16 protein-coding genes are annotated in these 21,034 nt (G+C 38.5%); 7 read left to right on the top strand and 9 right to left on the bottom strand.

All coding sequences use genetic code 11. The features are described from left to right. Positions 1-15: 15 nt before the first annotated feature. The 4 genes from AM608_RS03100 to AM608_RS11995 form a co-directional block, all read right to left on the bottom strand. A complete protein-coding gene (locus tag AM608_RS03100; protein WP_053580736.1) occupies positions 16-1,137 on the bottom strand; it encodes an N-acetylmuramoyl-L-alanine amidase in 1,122 nt (373 codons plus the stop codon). Between the two features lie 149 nt (positions 1,138-1,286). After that, on the bottom strand, positions 1,287-2,033 hold the full coding sequence (gene gpmA / locus AM608_RS03095) for a 2,3-diphosphoglycerate-dependent phosphoglycerate mutase (RefSeq protein ID WP_002672496.1): 747 nt from the start codon (positions 2,031-2,033) through the stop codon (positions 1,287-1,289). 22 nt (positions 2,034-2,055) lie between these two features. Next, on the bottom strand, positions 2,056-4,734 hold the full coding sequence (locus AM608_RS03090) for an AsmA-like C-terminal region-containing protein (RefSeq protein ID WP_053580735.1): 2,679 nt from the start codon (positions 4,732-4,734) through the stop codon (positions 2,056-2,058). Positions 4,735-4,969: 235 nt separating this feature from the next. Next, positions 4,970-5,149 carry a hypothetical protein gene (locus AM608_RS11995; protein WP_053580734.1) on the bottom strand — a complete coding sequence of 60 codons (180 nt, stop codon included), beginning with the start codon at positions 5,147-5,149 and terminating at the stop codon, positions 4,970-4,972. Between the two features lie 345 nt (positions 5,150-5,494). Between AM608_RS11995 and AM608_RS03080 the strand changes: the two genes are divergently transcribed. The 3 genes from AM608_RS03080 to AM608_RS03070 are packed head-to-tail and all read left to right on the top strand — an operon-like array spanning position 5,495 to position 8,530. Then, positions 5,495-6,913, top strand: coding sequence for an L-serine ammonia-lyase (locus AM608_RS03080; protein ID WP_009417314.1), 1,419 nt, complete (start codon positions 5,495-5,497; stop codon positions 6,911-6,913). 25 nt (positions 6,914-6,938) lie between these two features. Continuing rightward, on the top strand, positions 6,939-7,757 hold the full coding sequence (gene folP / locus AM608_RS03075; RefSeq protein ID WP_053580733.1) for a dihydropteroate synthase: 819 nt from the start codon (positions 6,939-6,941) through the stop codon (positions 7,755-7,757). Beyond that, on the top strand, positions 7,754-8,530 hold the full coding sequence (locus AM608_RS03070) for a diadenylate cyclase (RefSeq protein ID WP_002672484.1): 777 nt from the start codon (positions 7,754-7,756) through the stop codon (positions 8,528-8,530). The genes folP and AM608_RS03070 overlap by 4 nt, the downstream gene beginning before the upstream one ends. Before the next feature lie 97 nt (positions 8,531-8,627). Here the strand turns inward: AM608_RS03070 and AM608_RS03065 are convergent, their stop codons facing one another. After that, positions 8,628-9,239 (bottom strand): fumarylacetoacetate hydrolase family protein, encoded by a 612-nt coding sequence (locus tag AM608_RS03065; RefSeq protein WP_053580732.1) that lies wholly within the window; start codon positions 9,237-9,239, stop codon positions 8,628-8,630. 411 nt (positions 9,240-9,650) lie between these two features. On the opposite strand from AM608_RS03065, the gene AM608_RS03060 reads away from it, so the two are divergent. Continuing rightward, entirely contained in the window at positions 9,651-11,996 is a 2,346-nt protein-coding gene (locus tag AM608_RS03060) for a thiamine pyrophosphate-dependent enzyme (protein ID WP_053580731.1), read from the top strand. On the opposite strand, the gene AM608_RS03055 is transcribed toward AM608_RS03060, so the two are convergent. After that, positions 11,991-12,377, bottom strand: coding sequence for an RNA-binding S4 domain-containing protein (locus AM608_RS03055; protein WP_053580730.1), 387 nt, complete (start codon positions 12,375-12,377; stop codon positions 11,991-11,993). The genes AM608_RS03060 and AM608_RS03055 overlap by 6 nt on opposite strands. 80 nt (positions 12,378-12,457) lie before the next feature. Between AM608_RS03055 and AM608_RS03050 the strand changes: the two genes are divergently transcribed. Both AM608_RS03050 and AM608_RS03045 read left to right on the top strand, forming a co-directional pair. Further along, a complete protein-coding gene (locus AM608_RS03050) occupies positions 12,458-13,291 on the top strand; it encodes an FKBP-type peptidyl-prolyl cis-trans isomerase (protein ID WP_053580729.1) in 834 nt (277 codons plus the stop codon). A gap of 1 nt (position 13,292) precedes the next feature. Continuing rightward, positions 13,293-13,997 (top strand): phosphatidylcholine/phosphatidylserine synthase, encoded by a 705-nt coding sequence (locus tag AM608_RS03045; protein ID WP_053580728.1) that lies wholly within the window; start codon positions 13,293-13,295, stop codon positions 13,995-13,997. On the opposite strand, the gene AM608_RS03040 is transcribed toward AM608_RS03045, so the two are convergent. The 3 genes from AM608_RS03040 to AM608_RS03030 form a co-directional block, all read right to left on the bottom strand. Further along, entirely contained in the window at positions 13,983-15,893 is a 1,911-nt protein-coding gene (locus tag AM608_RS03040) for a ComEC/Rec2 family competence protein (protein ID WP_053580727.1), read from the bottom strand. The genes AM608_RS03045 and AM608_RS03040 overlap by 15 nt on opposite strands. After that, on the bottom strand, positions 15,890-16,798 hold the full coding sequence (locus AM608_RS03035; protein ID WP_053580726.1) for a C40 family peptidase: 909 nt from the start codon (positions 16,796-16,798) through the stop codon (positions 15,890-15,892). The genes AM608_RS03040 and AM608_RS03035 overlap by 4 nt, the downstream gene beginning before the upstream one ends. A 65-nt stretch (positions 16,799-16,863) precedes the next feature. Then, positions 16,864-19,395 (bottom strand): ATP-dependent Clp protease ATP-binding subunit, encoded by a 2,532-nt coding sequence (locus AM608_RS03030; RefSeq protein WP_015783069.1) that lies wholly within the window; start codon positions 19,393-19,395, stop codon positions 16,864-16,866. A 200-nt stretch (positions 19,396-19,595) separates the two neighbouring features. Here AM608_RS03030 and AM608_RS03025 point away from each other — a divergent pair, with 200 nt between their 5' ends. After that, on the top strand, positions 19,596-20,405 hold the full coding sequence (locus tag AM608_RS03025; protein WP_009410124.1) for a M48 family metallopeptidase: 810 nt from the start codon (positions 19,596-19,598) through the stop codon (positions 20,403-20,405). Positions 20,406-21,034: the final 629 nt, after the last annotated feature.

Here is a 21,034-nt window from a genome sequence, read left to right as displayed (position 1 = left end):
TCTATTTGAATAAGTTTACTTTTCTATTTGTTTAGCTCTTTCCACTGTAATGCGTTTCTTTTGGTAAAAAGCTACGATATAAGCATCTTTATACCCTTTTTTTTTTGCTTTGTTCAGTAGCTCAAGGGCTTCTCTGTGCTTCGAAGTATCACCATAGTAATACACATATACACGCCCGTCTTTTTCAACCGATATAGGCGAGAGTCCTTTGAAATTAAAAGCCTTTGTTTCTAAATTTTTAGGGCTTGATGATATCTGTACTTTATAGCTCAAATCGCTGTTGTTGATAGTGCTATTACTTGTACTTTGTCTTGGGGTATTACTTTTTTCTCTTACTTGTGAAATACTGTCGTCAGGGGTAGTATAAGAACTTTTGTCTTCTATCCATTTCTTGTAAGCGAGTATCGCCTCGGCAATGTTCTCTGCAAATTCTTCTTGCCCCTTAGCCGAGGTAAGGAATTTGCGTTCCTCGTTGTTAGTAAGGAATGCTGTTTCTATAAGAATACTGGGCATATAGGTTTGGTGCAAGACGATGAATCCCGCTTGGCGTACGCCTCTGTTAGTGCGTTTCATCACTCCTGTGAGTTGGTTTTGCACTAACTTAGCTAGCTGAATGCTCTGCTCCAAGAACTCTTCTTGCATAATAGATAACCCTATTACCGATTCAGGTGAGTTAATATTGTACTTAGCGTATTTCTTTTTGTAATCATCTTCCAAGTAGATTACTGAGTTTTCGGCTTTGGCAACCTCAAAGTTCTGCTGGTTGGCGTGTAGCCCTAATACATACGTTTCCGCACCGTCTACTTGTGTTTCGTGAGCGTTGCAGTGTACTGAAACGAATACATCGGCTTTGTTCCTGTTGGCAATAGCTCCACGCTCATAAAGGTCAATTAGCACATCGGTTTTGCGAGTGTAAATCACCTTTATGTCAGGGTAAGCCTCTAACTTTTTGCCTACTAATAATACTATTTTCAGCACCACATCTTTCTCAAAGATGTTTTTCTGTACTACTTTACCGGGGTCTTTACCTCCGTGCCCCGCATCTAAAACTACTTTAAACACAGGGTTCTTCTGTCCATAAAACAGACTAAAAGTACTACTGCATAGTGAAAAAAGAAAAATGTATATAAATTTCATTAATATATGTTCTGCTTAAAATTGGTGCAAAGGTAATTATTTTACTCGAATATACAAAAAGCGTGACGTTAAAGTTTCATTTTTAAAAGAATAAAGGAGGTTATCTGCAATAAATAACCTCCTTCTTCTATCAATATATCAAGCAAATTTTATTTTGATTTACCTTGATTTGCCACGCTGTTGATAGCGGCTGCAATAGCTTCTTGGTCGCCTAAATAATAATGTTTGATAGGTTTCAAATTAGCATCGAGTTCATATACCAAAGGTACTCCCGTTGGGATATTGAGCTTTAAGATTTCTTCTTTTGAAAGCCCGTCGAGATATTGTACCAAAGAACGCAAGCTGTTACCGTGTGCTGCGATAATCACACTCTTGCCTGCTTTAATGTCTGGCGCAATTTCGTTAAACCATATAGGCAACATACGGTCATAGCAATCTTTCAAACTTTCGCCTGCTGTTTTTTCTTCTTTGGTAAGTGAAGCGTAACGACGGTCATGTGAGGGGTGACGTTCGTCTGATTCTTCAATAAGTGGAGGACGAACATCGTAAGAGCGTCTCCACAAAAGTACTTGGTCTTCACCGTATTTAGCAGCAGTTTCAGCTTTGTTCAAACCTTGTAGCGCTCCATAACTCTTTTCATTGAGTCTCCAGCTTTTGTGTGTAGGCACCCAAAGGTCGCCCATTGCCTCTAAAGCATTGTTCAAGGTTTTGATAGCTCTTTTGAGCACTGAAGTATAGGCAACATCAAATTTGAAGCCTTCTTCTTTCATTACGCGTCCTGCTTCACGTGCTTCTTGTACGCCTTGCTCTGTTAAATCTACATCTTGCCACCCTGTGAATAAGTTGAGCTTGTTCCATTCACTTTGCCCGTGGCGTAAAAGTACTACTTTATACATATATATTTAATTAATTTTATTTTTATTCTTCTCCTTCTTTTTTACCCAAACCTCTGAGGAAATTGCCTATTTGTTTTTTGGCTTCTTTTTTAGCCTCTTCTTTGGCTTTCTCTTTCACTTTAGTCATTGTGCTGTCTTTGTTCTTCATCAGTCCTCCCACGGTTTTGGTTATTTCGCCTGCTGTACCCGAACTTGTTTTACCTCCTAAAGCCTTTTGTAGTGCGTCAGTGCCTTTAGCGGTAAGGTTGTTAATTTGGTTTTTAGCTATTTGGGTAGCCAAATTTTTTACTACGGCTTTAGCATCGGTGCTTACTTGTGGTTTTTTGAAAGTTCCACCTACGGTTGCTACCACAGGCAAGTTGTTTATCTTTTTCTGGTTTTCAGGAGTCAGTTTTGCTAACAAACCTTCTGCTTCTTTACCCAACATTTGAGGCGGTACATTAAAGGTGAGCTTGTAATTCATCTGTTGGTCAAATCCGTGAGAACCTGCTACCTCTATGGCTACATCTTTATATTTAATAGTAAAAGGCTTGATTTTCACTTTTCCATCTTCAAAATCAACCGCTGCTTTCACATCTTTCAGGTTGAGATTGGCTAAATTTAAACCTGTAAATTGGCTGTCTAAAGCTGAGAGTAGGGGAGAACCGTGGCTGTCAATCTTGGAGTCAATAAGTGCTGCGAATAGGTCGCCCGAGATACTGTTAATTTGAGGAGTTAAATCGTTTTTCAAATTACCTTTTACGTTGATAACCGTATTCACTTTTCCTTGTACAGCTTTAGCAATAGGCGCTATCTTTTCGAGCATAGTAATTTGCGTAAAAGCATCGGATATGTTAAGGCGGTTGAGGTTCAAGTCTACGTCAAAGGTAGGTACTTTTTCTTTGGTCGATACATCTCCTGCAAGAGCTATATTTCCTCCAAAAATATCCGATTTTAAGTTCTCTAAGGTTACTTTTTGGTCTTTTATAATCAGTTTACCCGATACATTACTTAATTTCAAATTGTCGTATAACACCGTATTGGCTTTTGCAGTAAGCGCACAATCTAAGAAAGCAGGCACTTTTATAGCCGCTTCTTTTGTAGGGGTCTTATTAGCTTTAGGCGCTTCTTTGGTTTCTTGTTTCGCAGGAGCAGACGATTCTGTTGCGGGTTGCATAAAATCGTTTACTACTAACTTGTTCGAAGATAGATTAAAGTTTCCTTTGAGGATTTCTTTTCTGAAAGCAAAACCGTACAGATTATCTATCGTTCCAGTAAGGTGTAAGTCGCTATCACCTGTGCGAGCATCAAATTTTGAAAGCCCAATGTGCGACGGATTAAAGGCTACGTTTAAGTTATCAATATGGAAAGGTTTTACAAACTCCTCACCTGCATATACAAACTGAGAAAGCGACAAATTACCTTGTGCTTTAATCTTTTGATAATTCTTAGCCTCTACCGATTTCATATCCAATTGTGTCGCTATATCAGCACGTAAGATTCCTGCCAACTTCTTGTTTAACGAAATAGGGTATGCTTGCGATAAGTTTGCCAAGTTGATAGTCCCTTTTACTGCCATATCCACAAACGGGTTTACTACCACATTGCTCACATTGGCACGAGCCGAAAAATGGTCTTGGTCGATGCTCATCGTAAATTTGTTGAGGTTTACTTTGGTATCGTTGGTAATACCCGTAGCGTTGTTTACTTTTAGGTCGATAGTGATGTCACGCACCGTTTTAGGCAGGTTCGGATATTTAAAAGAAGCATTGTCTGCATACATTTCAAGTCCGAAAGTAGGAATTTTATCACCTACCATATCACCTTTGGCAAAACCTTTCAAGGTCAGATTTCCTGTGGTCTTTACATTCTCAATGCTTTTAGAGTACTCTTCGGGAATGAGCGCTAAAAAGTTTTGAAATGAATTGGTAGGGGTGCTAAAAGTAAGGTCGTAATGTTGTCCTTCCTCCAATAACTGAATAAAACCATCGAATACCAAATCCAAACGATTTACAGTAGCTTTGTTTTGCTTGAAAGTATATTTCTGATTTTTGAGGTCGATGCCCAAAATAGCCTGCAAGGTGATAGGCACTCGCTTCATAAAAGTACTCTTACCCATTGCAAAAGTTAGGTTGGCTTTCGTCTGAGTGTCTAAGTCCAATACCTCTTCGGCAAAGTTTCCTTTCCCGCTGTGGTAAATATCGGCTGCTTCCATAAAGAGGTTGCCGTCGTCCATTTTGAAAGTAAATTTCAGGTTTTCTACATTGTACCCCTGAATATCTAGCTTGATAGGTGCTGACTCTTCCTCAGGTTTATCCGAAGGAATAGCTATATCATAGTTGCCTTCTCCCTCCTTGTTAAGGTGTATATACACCGAAGCATCTTTCACATTAGCTCCTAACAAATTGTAGTTGCCCGCTAATAAATCTTTGATGCTAAGCGTTACATCTATATGTTTAGCAGCAAAAAGTGTATCACCTACGAAAGGCTCTTTGTTTACCAAAACAAAATCGTTGAGGGTAACGCGTGCCTTAGGAAAGTTTTTAAACAGACTAATATCAACATCTTGTAATCCGATGTTCGCCTTTAAGTTTTCATTTGCCATCTCAATAACCTTTTCCTTGATAGTATCTCTAAAGAAAAAAGGAATAGCAATCATTGCGATGATGAGGAGTAGTAGGGTTATACCTCCCCATTTCAGTATTTTTTTAGCTATTTTCATTCGTGTTTTAGCAATTATGTTTTCTGAGCGCAAAGATACGAAATAATTAACAATTAGCAATAAATTCTGAAATAATTATTTTGTTCTTTGTTTTTATAGTCTACCAGAATTGGTCTGCGGATTTTCACCTTGCACTTTACCAAAGTTGAAATCCACCAATATCCTCTTTTTTAACTCTCTCTTAGCTTTAACTTTCCTTTGCTTTAGCGTCGCTTTTCCTTCGTCATTTGTTCGTTCATTGTTCGTTCATTGTTCGTCTTTTCTTCGTCTTTTCTTCGTCTTTTCTTCGTCTTTTCTTCGTCTTTTGTTCGTTCATTGTTCGTCTTTCCTTCGTTATTTGTTTATCTGCCCGTGCGGCTCGCACCGTCATTTGTTCGTCTTCTGTTCGTCTTTTGTTCGTCTTTTCTTCGTTCATTGTTCATCTTACTTTTTCCGTTATTACACTCCCTCTCCTTGGGAGAAGTCTCCGAATAGGAGAGTATGTGATTGGGGAGAGGATATTATCTTCGTCTTACTTTTTTCCGTTACTACACTCCCTCTCCTTGGGAGAGGGTTGGGGAGAGGATATTCTGTCCACTGATTCTTCGTTAGAGGTTTAGAGAAAATTTTATTAATCATTTTTGTTCAATTTCTACACCCAAGCTATACTTCTTTTACTTCACTAATTTAGTGTGTTTTATCTAATATGCTAATTTTCAAATTTGCTAATTTGCTAATTTCTCTCTATTTTTGCATTCTTATAAAGTCTTATAACGAAAAAATGGAGCAGATAAGTGTATTCGATATGCTAAAAATAGGGGTAGGTCCTTCCAGCTCTCACACTTTAGGTCCTTGGCGTGCTGCTGAGGCTTTCCTTAAAGAATTGAGAGAGAAGCACCTCCTAACCCGCACAACCAAAGTGCACGTAGATTTATACGGCTCACTCTCTCTCACAGGCAAAGGTCACGCTACCGATTTGGCAGTAATGTTAGGTCTCAGTGGTGCCGACCCTGAGTATGTGCCTATTGAGAGTTTAGATGTGATTATTACGGCTATTACTAATAATCAAGAGCTCTATTTAGGTAATGAGAGCATCATTAGCTTCAATCCTAAGGAAGATATTATTTTCAATAGAGATTTTTTGCCTTTTCACCCCAATGGTCTTACTTTTACAGCTGAAGGCGAGGGGTTCAGTTATGCTTCTACTTTCTACTCAGTAGGGGGTGGTTTTATAGTAAAAGAAGGAGAACAAGCAACAGTCAAGGAAGATACTCAGCGAAATTTCCCTTTCCCTATTGATAAAGCTGAGCAACTGATTAGCTATTGTTGCCAAGAAGGAAAGAAAATATCCGAAATCGTCTATGAAAACGAAAAAGCCTTGCGTACTGAGGAGCAAATCCATAGCGAACTGATGCGTATATGGCATACAATGTTGGAATGTACTTATATAGGTTGTCATACCGAGGGTGTACTCCCTGGCGGTTTACACGTGCGCCGTCGTGCTTATGATATCCACAAGAACCTCATAGGGGTAGTCACCTACGATAGTCCAGAGAATTGGCTGAACTCTATCAAGAAAACGAATATCAAGTTTCGCGAAATCCTTAAATGGGTGAGTTGTTTTTCGCTGGCAGTTAATGAAGTGAATGCTTCGTTGGGGCGTGTAGTTACGGCACCTACCAATGGTAGTGCAGGGGTGATTCCCGCCGTGTTGCTCTACTACATAACCATCGAAAACCAACAAGCTACTGAGGAGCAAATTCAACAATTCCTATTGGTAGCGGGCGAAATAGGCAGTCTCTTCAAAAAAGGAGCAACCATCTCAGCAGCTATGGGCGGTTGTCAAGCTGAAATAGGGGTATCTTCCGCAATGGCGGCAGGTGCGCTCTGCGAACTCTTGGGTGGTTCTCCTGAGCAGGTACTCATCGCTGCCGAAATAGCAATGGAACACCACTTGGGGCTTACTTGCGACCCTATTGGCGGATTGGTGCAAATCCCTTGTATCGAGCGCAATGCTATGGGGGCAATCAAAGCAATTAACGCTGCCGAATTGGCTATCGAGACCGACCCTAAGAATGCGAAAGTACCCTTAGACAAGGTTATCAATACTATGTGGCAAACTGCCAAAGATATGAACTCTAAATACAAAGAAACCTCAGAAGGGGGCTTAGCGGTAGCTGTAAATATGGCGGACTGCTAATCTAACAACTAATAACTAACAATTAATGACAATAAACTGTAAAGGAGAGCTTCTCTCTATGGATACCCCGCGAGTGATGGGAATCCTTAATCATACCCCCGACTCTTTCTACGAAGGAAGTCGTGTAACCGAAAAAACACTCTTACAACGCGCAGAAACAATGCTCGTTTACGGCGCAGATTTTATTGATGTGGGTGGTTATAGCACCCGCCCCAATGCCCCCGAAGTCTCACAAGCTGAAGAACTCAGTAGGGTAGTGCCCGTAGTGCGCTCTTTGGTGCAACATTTCCCCGAGATACGTATCTCGGTAGATACTTTCCGCAGTGAGGTAGCACGCCAATCGCTCTTAGAAGGGGCTTGTATTATCAACGATATTTCTGCCGGACTCTTAGATGAGCAGATGTTGGCTACAGTAGCGCAATTTCAGGTGCCTTATATTGCGATGCACCTCGTAGGTACACCCCAAACAATGCAACAGCACACCGATTATGAGGATATCATCAGTGATATGCGCTACTATTTTTCTGAGCGCAAAGCCAAAGCTTTGCAAGCGGGGATTAACGATTTTATAGTAGATGTAGGCTTTGGTTTCTCTAAAACCTTAGACCAGAATTATGAAGTGTTGAAGCACTTAGAGCTATTCCATAGCTTTGGTTGTCCGCTATTGGTAGGTTTTTCCCGCAAGTCGATGTTGTACAAATTGTTAGAAACTGACCCTGCTGGTGCGCTGAATGCTACGACAGTAGTCAATACCATAGCCCTGATGAAAGGGGCACACATTTTGCGGGTACACGATGTAAAAGAAGCTAAAGAATGTGTAACACTCTTTGAAAAAATACAATGAAACTATTCGATATTTTAGACTTTACAATCGTCGATGCGATTGACATAGTGCTGTTTGCAGCCCTCTTGTACTACCTCTACCGATTGATTCGAGGCACGGTAGCCATTAATATTTTTATGGGTATTGTGATTATCTACTTGATATGGAAGATTACCGAAGCTTTGCAAATGCAGTTGCTCAGTAGTATATTAGGTCAGTTCATTGGGGTAGGAGTCTTCGCACTGATAGTTGTATTCCAGCAAGAAATACGTCGCTTCTTGCTCACCATTGGTTCTACCAATATCACTGCACGCAACAAGCTACACCGTGCTTTTCACTTCTTCAAAGAGAAGGAAATTCTGCTTAATATTGAGAGTTTGATAAATGTATGTCAGAAGTTAGCCAGTACCAATACAGGGGCGCTTATCGTTTTGGAGCACAATATGCCTCTCGACTTTGTAACCCAAACTGGCGACAAGGTGAATATAGAGTTCTCCGAGCCTATTATCGAAAGTATCTTTTATAAGAATAGTCCGCTACACGATGGAGCTATCGTGATAAAGGGTAACCATATTATAGCTACAAGGGTAATACTGCCTGTTGCAAGTGAAATCAACTTACCTAAACGCTATGGTTTGCGTCATCGTGCCGCCATTTCTATCACCGAGAAAACAGACGCTACTGCCTTAGTCGTTTCTGAAGAAACCGGACACATTTCCTACTTCAAGAATGGCGCCTTTGTAAAGTTCAAGAATAACGATGAACTCATCAAAGCTGTACAATCCGATTTTTAATTGCTTGTTGCGCTACAACCTTTTTCAGATAGCGAGCTTCAAGCATTCACTGGCTTTGGGCTTTTAGGGCTAATCGTTAAATTTGCTAATTTCTAAATCATCTAATTTTTAAACTAAATCCTTTCTCTCCCATTAAAAATCCTTCTAACACATCACCTGTTGTAACTTTCCCTGCACCTTTAGGTGTTCCTGTAAAGATAAGGTCGCCTTTGCGAAGGGTAAAGAACTGCGATACCTCCGAGATGATAACGTCAAAATCTCTAAGCATTTGTGTTGTATTGCCCTTTTGTACAGTAGAGCCATTTTTGTCTAAGTGAAACTGAATAGAGGAAGAACTCTCAAAAGTTTCTTTAGAGACAAACTTTCCTACGATAGCTGAGCCATCAAAAGACTTCGCCAGCTCCCACGGTAGTCCTTTTTGACTCAATTCCACTTGCAGGTCGCAAGCAGTAAAGTCAATGCCCACAGCAATCTCGTCGTAATACTTATGTGCAAATTTTTCCGAAATACACTTTCCATTCTGGTTGATTTTGAGTACTAACTCTATTTCGTAGTGCAAATCCTGTGTAAAATCAGGAAGGTAGTAAGGAATCTCAAGGTTGTGAATAGCCGTATCAGGCTTCATAAATACCACTATGGGCTGAACCGTTGTTTTATCAAATTTTTCGATAGTCTCGCGGTAATTTTTACCTATACAAATAATTTTCATATTTATTTTAATGTGAGTTTGATATAAAAATACTTATTTTCAATCGCTTTTACGTTGTTACAATTCCTTTTTATAGGAATAAGGTCTATGAGGCAAAAAGCGCCTTTCTTTATTATTTATAATTTGGTTTTCTCTCCTTTGGGAAGGGTTTTATTTTATAAAATCTGTGAGAGGTTTTAAAGTAACAAAACACCTATTTGTTCAATTTGAAAAATAGTTTATTGTGATAAGAATACGCTTCATATGCAATGATTTCCCATTACTGAAATATAGCTTATAGATTGCAAAAGTAAAAATAAAAACTGTATTATGTTTGTATATTTAAAAAAAAGTAATACATTTGCCCGAGTTTTTTATAACAAAACAAAAACGATTGTGAAATAAAACAAATATTATTTTAAGATATAACCAATGAAAAAAGAAGATGTTTTAGAAGACTATGGCATCGCTGTTCTCAGTAGAGAATGTAGCTTGATGGGAAAGAAAGAAGTGCTTACTGGTAAAGCAAAATTTGGTATTTTTGGTGATGGGAAAGAAGTCCCCCAAGTAGCAATGGCGAGAGCCTTTCAGTATGGAGACTTTCGGAGTGGTTATTATCGAGACCAAACCCTTATGATGGCTCTTGGGGTACATACAGTTGAAAATTTCTTTGCTGGACTGTATGCTCACGCTGATATAAAAGCAGACCCCACCAGTGCCGGACGCCAAATGGGTGGACACTTTGCTACTCATAGTTTAGATGAAGAGGGAAATTGGAAAGATTTGTTAAAACAAAAGAATAGTAGTAGCGATATATCGTGTACTGCGGGACAAATGCCTCGTTTATTAGGTTTAGCGCAAGCCTCTAAAGTATATCGTGAGTTACCAAATGCTGAAAGTAAAGGCTTCTCGAATCACGGTAATGAAGTAGCTTGGGGTACTATTGGTAATGCAAGCACCAGTGAAGGACACTTTTTTGAAACTCTTAATGCTGCGGGCGTAATGCAAGTGCCAATGGTAATTTCGGTTTGGGACGACGAATATGGCATTTCAGTCCCTAAGGAATACCATACTACTAAAGAGAGTATCTCTGAAGTGATGAAAGGCTTTCAACGAGATGCTAACCACAAAGGCTTTGAGATATTCGTTGCTAAAGGTTGGGATTATCCCACTTTGTACGATATTTATCAGAAAGCAGCTAAAATTGCTCGTAAAGAGCACGTGCCTGTGTTGGTACACGTAAAAGAACTTACACAACCCCAAGGACACTCTACCTCAGGCTCTCACGAACGTTATAAAAGTGCTGAACGTTTGCAATGGGAAAAGGATTTCGACTGTATTACCAAAATGCGTGAATGGATATTAGCGAAAGGATATGCTACTGAAGAGGAATTGCAGACAATAGAAGAAGCAGCTAAAAACCGTGTACGTGATGGCAAGAAAAAAGCTTGGGAAGCGTATATGAAACCTATGGAAACAGAACGCAAGGAACTTTTACAATTACTCAATAGCATACAACCTAAAAGTATCTTTGCTACTGAACTATCTCAGATTCCAACTCTTTCTCGTAAGGTAATAATGAATGTAGCACGTAAAGCATTGCGACAGTTCTTAAAAGAGAATAAAGAAGTATCGAACTTGCGTACTTGGATAACTAACTATATAACAACTAATGAACCTAAGTATAGCAAACACTTGTATACTGAAGGAACTCATAATGTTATGAAAATAGGAGAAGTAGCTCCTATATATGAGCCAGATGCTAAACTTGTTGATGCAAGACTGATCTTACGTGAGAACTTTGATGCATTACTTACCAAGTACCCTAACCTTTTGATATTTGGCGAAGATGTAGGTAATATAGGCGATGTAAACCAAGGTTTGGAAGGTTTACAAAAGAAACACGGAGCTATAAAAGTAGCTGATACAGGTATTCGTGAATCGACTATCGTAGGACAAGGAATAGGCTTGGCTATGCGTGGTTTACGTCCTATTGCCGAAATTCAGTACTTAGATTATATTCTCTACGGTCTTCAAACTCTTAGTGATGATTTAGCTACCTTACATTATCGTACCTTTGGTAGACAATCAGCCCCTTTGATTGTTAGAACACGAGGGCACCGTTTAGAAGGAATATGGCACGCTGGTTCACCTATGGGGATACTTTTACACGCTCTTCGTGGTGTGTGTATTCTTACTCCTCGCAATATGGTGAAGGCAGCAGGGTTCTACAATACACTCTTAGAAGGTAATCAACCTGCGGTAGTGGTGGAATGTCTTAATGGTTACCGTCTGAAAGAACCAATGCCTACGAATCTCACCGAGTTTAAAACGCCTATTGGAGTAGTCGAAACACTTCGTGAAGGAAAAGATATTACAGTCGTATCTTATGGCTCTACTTTGCGCATCGTGTGTGAAGTTGCCGATGAGTTAGTTTCTATGGGTATTGATATAGAGATTATAGATGCACAATCCTTAGCACCATTCGATGTGCGTCACGATATAGTGAAGAGTATACAGAAAACCAATCGACTGTTGGTTGTAGATGAAGATATGCCTGGGGCTACTTCGGCATATATTTTGCAGAAGATTGTAGAAGAGCAAAATGCTTATCAGTATTTGGATAGTGCGCCACAAACCTTAGCAGCAGGTAATCACCGCCCTGCATACGCAACCGATGGTGATTATTTCTCTAAACCTAATGCCGATAGCATTATCGAGAAGATATACAGTATAATGCACGAAGCTAATCCTGAAAAATATCCAACCTTGTTATAATTCATTATCTTCTTGAAAGTCATTCAAGAGATTATCAATAGCACGGCGGTCTTTTTTAGTAGGGCGACCTTCGCCTTTCTCGCGATAATAGTCTTGCGCAAGTTTTTGTATTTCAGCTTGTTCAAAAGCCTCAGGAGGCGTGTTGTCTTGGCGATAAAGGTCTACTAACTTAGCCCCCACACGGCTCTCAGGGATATCTAAAACCTCTATTTGGTAGTTGATTTGGTTCTTACGCACTACTATTTGGTCGTTTTTATAAATTTCCCTTGAGGGTTTTCCAGTCTCACCATTCACTTTGATGTGTCCTTTTTTGCAGGCTTCAGTAGCTATATTACGTGTTTTGAAGTAACGCACACACCATAAGTACTTATCAATTCGCATTCTTTTGTGAATTTAGAAAAATAATAAGTGCAAAAATAATAAATAATTGTATCTTATACTAAGAAATAAAGAAATTTTATATGATGAATAAATTTATATTTGCTATTAGCACAATAGGTTTGCTATTTGCTGTTTCGTGTAAGAAAAATGAAAACTCTAATGTAACACCTCCACGTGATGTTACAGAGGTGAGAAATGAGAATAATCAAAGTATTGAAACATTCTTGAAAACGCATACTTACACTTTTTCAGTAACAACTACTATTTCTGAAACGGTTACCTTTGCAACAACCTCTAATACTACAGCGTCTATCTTCAATGATAGCAAGCTAAAACGATTGGAATTAGATGTCTATGATGCTAATAATACTCTTGTACGTCATACGCTTTACTATCTTATTTTGCAAGAGGGGACAGGAACTACCACTACTATTGCTGATTCAGTATATGTGAATTATAAAGGACAATTATTAGATTTAAGTGTATTTGATGAAACAACAACACAATCTACTTCTAATTGGATAGATCTTATAGGTAATATTGTTACCAACAAGCCTTCAGGTACTATTAGAGGTTTTAGGGAGGGTGTTGCTCAATTAAGAGCATCGGCTACAGGACTTACAAATAATAGCGATGGTACTCTAAATGCTCCTACTGATGGAGGAGTTGGAGTTTTCTTTATTCCTTCAGGTTTAGGCTATTTCAATAACAGCCAAGCTAAAATACCTGCTTATTCACCTTTAATTTTTACAGTAAGACTTATTGCTACACGTCGTGCCGACCACGATCACGATGGTAAACCTTCTATAAATGAGATTGTGCGTAATGAATATGGCGTGGTAACTTATCCTGATTGTGATGCTAATAAGGATACTTCATACCTTCCAGATTATTTAGATGCCGATTGTAAGTAGAATGAAGAAATATATTCCTAATCTTATCACTTTATCCAATCTCCTTTGCGGAACAGTAGCAATTGTCTTTGCCGTAAGAGGAGCGATTGATTGGGCTGCTTTGTTTGTGGCAATAGGCATCTTCCTCGATTTTTTTGATGGTTTCTTTGCTCGTTTGCTACACGTAAAATCCGAAATAGGCTTACAGTTAGATTCCTTAGCCGATATGGTTACTTCTGGAGTAGTTCCTGGCATTGTGATGTTTCAGTTGTTGAGTAATAGCACCTATGTATTACAAACTGAGGAGACTTTTGCTATGTTGTTGCCTTATGTTGGTTTCCTTATTACTTTAGCTTCTGCCTATCGATTGGCGAATTTTAATATAGACACACGGCAGACATCTGGCTTTATAGGGCTTCCTACTCCAGCTAATACAATGTTTATTCTTTCTTTGCCTCTTATATTACAATATCAGCCTACTGAATTATTCGATAGTTTATTGCATAATATGTGGGTCTTGTTAGGGATTACTTTGTTGAGTGCTTACTTGTTGAATGCTGAAATAGCACTCTTTGCGTTGAAGTTTAGCGATTATTCTTTTAAAAATAATGCGTTGAAATATATATTCTTAGCACTTTGCGTCATTTTACTTCTAAGTTTAAAAATAATCGCTATTCCGCTAATTATTTTATTGTACATTATTCTTTCCTTACTACCTAAGCGATAAATCTCGCTTCATTCTATCCAAATTGATTTTAGGTTTTTGTAAGAAAATAACACTATCAATAACTATTTGCTTGGATTTTGGGTATACCCCTAAACTATCCATTAGCAAGTAGTTTTTTTGTTTGAAATGCAATATATAAGGTATCTTCTTAAGCTCGATATTGCTGATACCTTTATTTTTTATGTAGTTCATTACTACAGGGTCAGGAGAAATTGTATCTGTTTGATAGATACTTAGTTTATCACCTTGTCTAATAGTGATTACTTTCTGTTTATATTTGCTGAAAACTAGCATTTCTTCAGTAGTTTCTAATTTATATTTGTAATAGAAAAGTACCCCTTGAAATAAAATAACAGATAAGAGAAGTGCTACCAATACTTTGTATTTCCTATAATGTACAAAAACAATGAGTATGAATACCGTCAATAAGGAAGAAAGAAGTAGGGGAGTAGTAAAAGGTATGTTGCGTATGATAAACATTTCTTGATGGGCTATAAATGCTACCAAAAAGTTCATCAAAGCGATTAATTTTTCTAAGACGAAGACTATGGCATAAGGCAGAATACCAAAACTTCCCAAACATAAGGCAATGATACCTCCTATGAGTATAGGTTGTAATAAAGGTACTACTACCAAGTTAGAAACGAAAAACAATATGGGAAATTGGTGAAAATAGTACAAACTGATAGGTAAAACTACTATTTGAGCAGATAATCCTACCAAAAATAGTGACCATATCCATTGTAAGTATTTATTCTCAGGTTGCCACCATTTGCGCATCACAGGGTAGAATTTCATTATAGAAAATACCGCTGCATAACTCAGCTGAAAGCCTACATCATACAAATAGTAAGGATTGATAAGCAACAGAAATAACATTGAGAGCATTAACGCATCAAACCTGCCTTGTTTTCTTCGCATAAGAGTACTCAATCCTATAAAGCTGAACATTACAGTAGCCCTCAGTACCGAAGGAGAGGCGCCTGCTATGAAAGCAAAAGTCCATAAGCCTGCTAATAGTATAAAGTATCGCAATGGACGATAAAAACCTAAATTAGGCATCTTTTGCAGTAATAAAAGGAGTATAGCAGTAATAATCCCTACGTGTAATCCCGAAATAGCTAAGATATGCACCGCTCCCGCATCAACATAATGTTGATAGACTTCGTTATCTAAATCAGTGCGTTTTCCTAAGAGTAGTGTTTTTAACAGAGCAGAAGACTCTTGATTAAAATATTTGTCTATTACAATAGCTAAATGAGAGCGTGTTCTCGCAATACTCCCCATAAAACCTGTTGTATTATTTTTTACAACAGAAAAAGCAACTACTTCTGTTCGCCCATATACACCTTTTCGTTCCATATACCGTTTATAGTTGAATTGATATGGATTTTTAGGAGGAGATATAGGAGTATATTTGCCTACAAAAACCAATCTATCTGTTGGAGCTAATGTTTTCACATCATCGGTAATTGTTTTAGAAGGAAAAAAGCACAGAATTTTTCCTTCTGTACTTGTATGGTTAGCCGTTAAGAGCTCGGCTTTAAAGGTAGTACCGTAATCTGTTTGTGAAGTTTGCTCTATTATGTCAGCTTCTAAAGTGTAATATTCATTGGCATTTAGTTTTTGTGTGTAATGCTTAGGGTTATAGGTGGGGGTATGAAGGATAGTTATCAGTATACCCACTGCTACAGAAGTGAGACCTACGTGTATTACAATTCCGTGACGAAAAGTATATCGTTTGGTAGCTAAAAACTGATGTATTGCCAAAGTGAGCAGTAAGCATATACAACTACTTATTGCAAATAAAAAAGAGGGAGCTATTACATCAGTAATAGCAATCCCTCCTATGAGTCCTAATAAGATAGTTAATATGGGAGTATTTACAAATCTCACATTACACGTTTTGCCATACGAAATGTTTTCTTGTAATATTCATCACTTAATGAAGAAATCACAACTCCTCTTTTAGAGGAAGAGTGTATGAATTTAATATCTCCATCTATATCTACTACCATACCTACGTGTGATATTCTGCTTTTCCTAGTCGTTCTGAAGAAAAGTAAATCGCCTACTTTTACATCTTCCAAGTCAATTTTTGTTCCTTGTGTAGCCATTTCTTGTGAGGAGCGAGATAATGGTACTGAAATAGATTTGAAAGTAGTACTTACAAAACCAGAACAATCCATACCATTACGGGTAACACCTCCGTGTCTGTAAGGAGTTCCTAAATATGAGAAAGCTGTATCTAATAATACTTTCTGTTGTTTGGTATCTACTTTACTTTTAGAGAGTGCAGTAAGCGCTATATCGGTAGTTTCATAGCTCTCAGGTTCCTCAAATAGTTCTTCGTCTTCTAAGTCGTCTTCCAATTCAGTGTCTGCGAGAGTATTTTCAGCGTATTGTTTTAAGGCTTTATTACCGGTGTGTTTTTTAGGAGCATATCTCTTACTCTTAGCAACAGCTATATCTGCTTTTACAGGCTTTTTCTTTTTATCAGTTATAGCTAAAGCTCTCTTAACAGGAGCTTTTTTTACAGACTTTTTGGCAGAATGATGAGCTACACTGCGTTTAGGAGGTAACTTATGACGTTTTTTAGTTGTTGTAGCCACTCTAGTAGTAGCTTTTCTCCCTTTCTTAGGAGGAGAAAATGTTTTCTTTTTAGGCTTGCTCTTATTTTCCACAGCCTTTGTGGTAGCTGTATTTACAACTACACTCTTTTCGGTATTCTTTACTGCCTCTGAAAAGGAAGATAAGCTGAGTAGTAGTGTAAATAAACCTAAAATTCTTAATACGTACATAGTAATTTGAGCGTTTAAATTCTGAACTTTGAGGAAACACCTAAAAGTTCAAAAGGTTGATGTTATTAAATAAGTTCTTTTTGCGTTATTATGAGGTTTTCTCCTTTCTCATCTAAATCAAAGTGAATGCTATCCCCTTCGTGCACTTGGTTAGATACTATTTCTTCGGCTAATATGTCTTCTACATATTTCTGAATAGCGCGTTTCAAAGGTCGAGCACCATATTGTTTGTCATAGCCTTTATCTGCAATGAATTCTTTTGCTTTCTGGCTGAGTTGTACCCCATAGCCTAAATCGTTGATACGTGAGTACAGTTTAGAAAGCTCAATATCAATAATTTTAAAGATATCTTCTTTGCTAAGAGGATTGAAAGTAATCACATCGTCAATACGGTTTAGAAACTCAGGAGCAAATACCTTTTTCAAAGCATTTTCGACGATAGATTTCTCATTGGCTTCGGATTGGGCTATTCTTGCTGAAGTGCCAAAACCAACACCTTGCCCAAAATCTTTTACTTGACGAGCTCCTATATTAGAGGTCATAATGATGATAGTATTTCTAAAATCAATCTTTCGTCCTAAACTATCAGTTAAGAAACCATCGTCAAGCACTTGTAAAAGCATATTGAAAACATCGGGGTGTGCTTTTTCTATCTCATCTAAAAGCACTACAGAATAAGGTTTGCGACGTATTTTCTCGGTGAGCTGACCGCCTTCTTCATAACCTACATACCCTGGAGGAGCTCCTATGAGACGAGAAACTGAGAACTTCTCCATATACTCACTCATATCAATGCGTACCATTGTTTCTTCTGAATCGAAAAGTTCCTTGGCAAGCACTTTAGCGAGTTGTGTTTTCCCAACTCCTGTTTGTCCTAAAAAGATGAAAGAGCCTATAGGTTTATTTGGGTCTTTTAAGCCTGTACGATTGCGTTTGATAGATTTCACTACCTTTTCTACCGCTTCATCTTGACCAATGATTTTAGATTTCATTATCTCGGATAATCCTGAGAGTTTGCTCATTTCAGTTTGAGCAATTCTGTTTACAGGTACGCCGCTCATCATTGAGACTACATCGGCAATATGGTCGGCGGTTACTACATCACGGTGTTGTTTAGATTCTTCGTCCCATTTCTTATTCATTTCGACTAATGAATTTTCGATAATTTTCTCGTTATCGCGCAAACGGGCAGCTTCTTCAAACTGCTGACGTGAAACAGCTCTGTTTTTGGCTTGAGTAGCTTGTTCTAAACGTTCTTCCAATTCCACGATATATTGTGGAACTTTTACTTGCATAATATGTATTCTTGCACCAGCTTCGTCTAAGGCATCAAGAGCTTTATCGGGCAAATAACGGTCGGTAAGATAACGATTGGTGAGCTTTACACAAGCCTCAATAGCCTCATCGGTATAGGTTACGTTGTGATGTTCTTCGTATTTTCCTTTTATATTACGAAGGATTTGTATGGTTTCATCTACGCTTGTTGGTTCGATGATTACTTTTTGGAAACGGCGTTCTAAGGCGCCATCTTTTTCAATAGATTGACGATATTCATCTAAGGTAGTAGCTCCAATACATTGTATTTCACCACGTGCTAAGGCAGGTTTAAACATATTAGAGGCATCTAAGCTACCTGAGGCACCACCAGCTCCCACTAAGGTGTGAATTTCATCAATAAAAAGAATGATATCTTTATTCTTTTCGAGTTCACTCATTATGGCTTTAAGGCGTTCTTCAAACTGTCCGCGATATTTAGTTCCAGCCACTAAGGAAGCTAAATCGAGTGTTACCACACGTTTGTTATACAATACTCGTGCCACTTTTTTCTGAATAATGCGCAAAGCTAATCCTTCGGCGATGGCACTTTTACCAACACCAGGTTCACCGATGAGTATTGGGTTATTCTTCTTACGGCGACTCAATATTTGGGATACGCGTTCTATTTCCTTCTCGCGACCTACTACGGGGTCTAAACTACCTTGTTCGGCTAAAGCAGTTAAATCTCTACCAAAGTTATCTAACACAGTGAGTTTTCGTTGCCCATATTGCCCCCCTTGATTGGGTTGCTGACCTTTGTAACCCGATTTGTTTTCGTGAGGTAAACTATAGTCTCGGTCGTATTCGTCAACTTCATCGGTGGGTGATGAGACTTGATAATTATCGTCGCGTATGGGTTGGAATTTATCTCTTGCTACTTCATAATTTACGCCTAGCTTGTTGAAAACTTTAGTAGTAGGGTCGTTTTCGTTACGCAAAATGCTTAGTAATAGATGAGCTGTATTAATCATATCATTCTGGGAGCGTTTTGCTTCTAAGTAAGTAGCCTGCATTGCTCTTTCGGCTTGTACGGTGAAATGAACGGCATTGAAGTTAGGAGGGTTGAGACCACGTGCAGAAGTGAGCGTGTGGATGTTTTGGCGCAGTCTTTCCATATCGATATTTAAACTGTGCATTAAATCGATTGCACTACCTTCACCTTCTTGCAATATGGCTAACACAAAGTGCTCAGTGCCTACCGTAGATTGCCCTAAGCGAATGGCTTCTTCTTTGCTATATGTGAATATCCTTTTAACTCTTGGTGAAAAGTTATCGTTCATAAATCTCCTCTTGTTTTGTATTAAATAGTTGGGTAGTAACAAAAACTATTCCATTTCTCCCTGTCAGGAAAAAAGGTAGTCTTCTACACTGCGGGCAAAGGTACGAAAAAAAATATTAATACGAAAGAAAAATATAAAAATATTTTGTTTTAACCATAGAAAAGCATAAATTTGCGCCATTATTATTAAAAGAATTTCAAATGAAAAATTTTATCTTAATTGCAATGTCTATAGGACTATTTTCTATGGGACAAGCTCAAAAAATCAATTTAGGGAAAGCCGCAAGTGCCGTTACAAAAGGAGCACAAGCTTTATCATTTACTAATGAAGATGCTAAAAGGCTTTCAAAGGAATCAGTAGACTGGATGGATGCTCATAATCCGGTAGCAGGCAAAAACAGTCCGTATACTAAACGCTTGAATCGTGTGTTTGGTAAACACCAAAATGAGGACGGTTTGAAGCTCAATTACAAAGTGTATCTGGTAACCGATATCAATGCGTTTGCTTGTGCTGATGGGAGTGTGCGTGTGTTTTCATCGTTGATGGATTTGATGACTGATGATGAATTATTGGCAGTTATCGGTCACGAAATAGGTCACGTGAAGAATGAGGACACTAAAGATGCTATCAAATCTGCTTATATGCGTGCTGCTGCACAAGATGCTGCAAGCTCAGCTTCGGGGGTTGTAAGAAAACTAAGCGACACTGAATTGGGTGAAATGGCTAATGCTATCCTTGATGCTAAACACAGTAAAAAACAAGAATCACAAGCCGATGAATATTCTTACAATTTTATGAAGAAACACGGTTATAATGTGGTGGCTGTTTATACAGCATTTAAGAAATTGGCTTTGCTTTCAGGTGGAGCAACCCAAAGTAAATTCCAAAAGATGATGAGTTCACACCCTGATAGCGAGAAACGTGCTGAAGCGGCTAAAAAAAGAGCTATCAAAGATGGGCTTTGGAAAGACCCAGGAGAAGTTACCTTGCCTAAAACGCCTATCAAATAAACTGTTTTATCAGTAAAAAGTACGATAAAATAAGAATACCTCCAAAAAGTGAATAGCTTTTTGGAGGTTTTTTATTAGTGATTAATGATTAGTGGTTAATGGTTAATTAGGTGGGGGCTTATACAAAGCTTATAGGATAGATGAATAAAGAGTGGGTCTACAGTGGGTCTACAGTGGGTCTACAGTGGGTCTACAGTGGGTCTACAGTGGTTTAAGAATGAACAAAAGACAAATTTAAAATAAGGATATAATGGAGGTAAGAAAGAGACTATTGGGAGCTTTCAACTTTGCCAAAAATACCAAATCAATGACGAGTGACAGTGTGGCGAAAGCCCCCGAACCCCCGAAGGGGGACAAGCTTTAAAAGAAAACCGATGCGAGGTCGTAGCACGATAGGCAGTGCGATCCGCACGGGCAGTCGTAGCACGACAGGCAGATAATGAAAAGACGAACAAAATATCCTCTCCCCAGCCCTCTCCCAAGGAGAGGGAGTGTAGTAACGGAAAAGTGAGACGAAGGAAAGACGAACAATGAACGAAGAAAAGACGAAGAAAAGACGAACAATGAACGAAGAAAAGATGAACAAATGACGAAGGTAAGTTAGAGTTGAAATAGAGATAAAAAGAAGG

Origin of the sequence: Capnocytophaga sp. oral taxon 323, from assembly GCF_001278825.1 — a bacterium.
In the GTDB taxonomy this organism is placed as follows: Bacteria; Bacteroidota; Bacteroidia; order Flavobacteriales; family Flavobacteriaceae; genus Capnocytophaga; species Capnocytophaga ochracea.
Note: the sequence above shows the minus strand (reverse complement) of the source record. Positions and strands in the feature narration are given on the sequence as shown.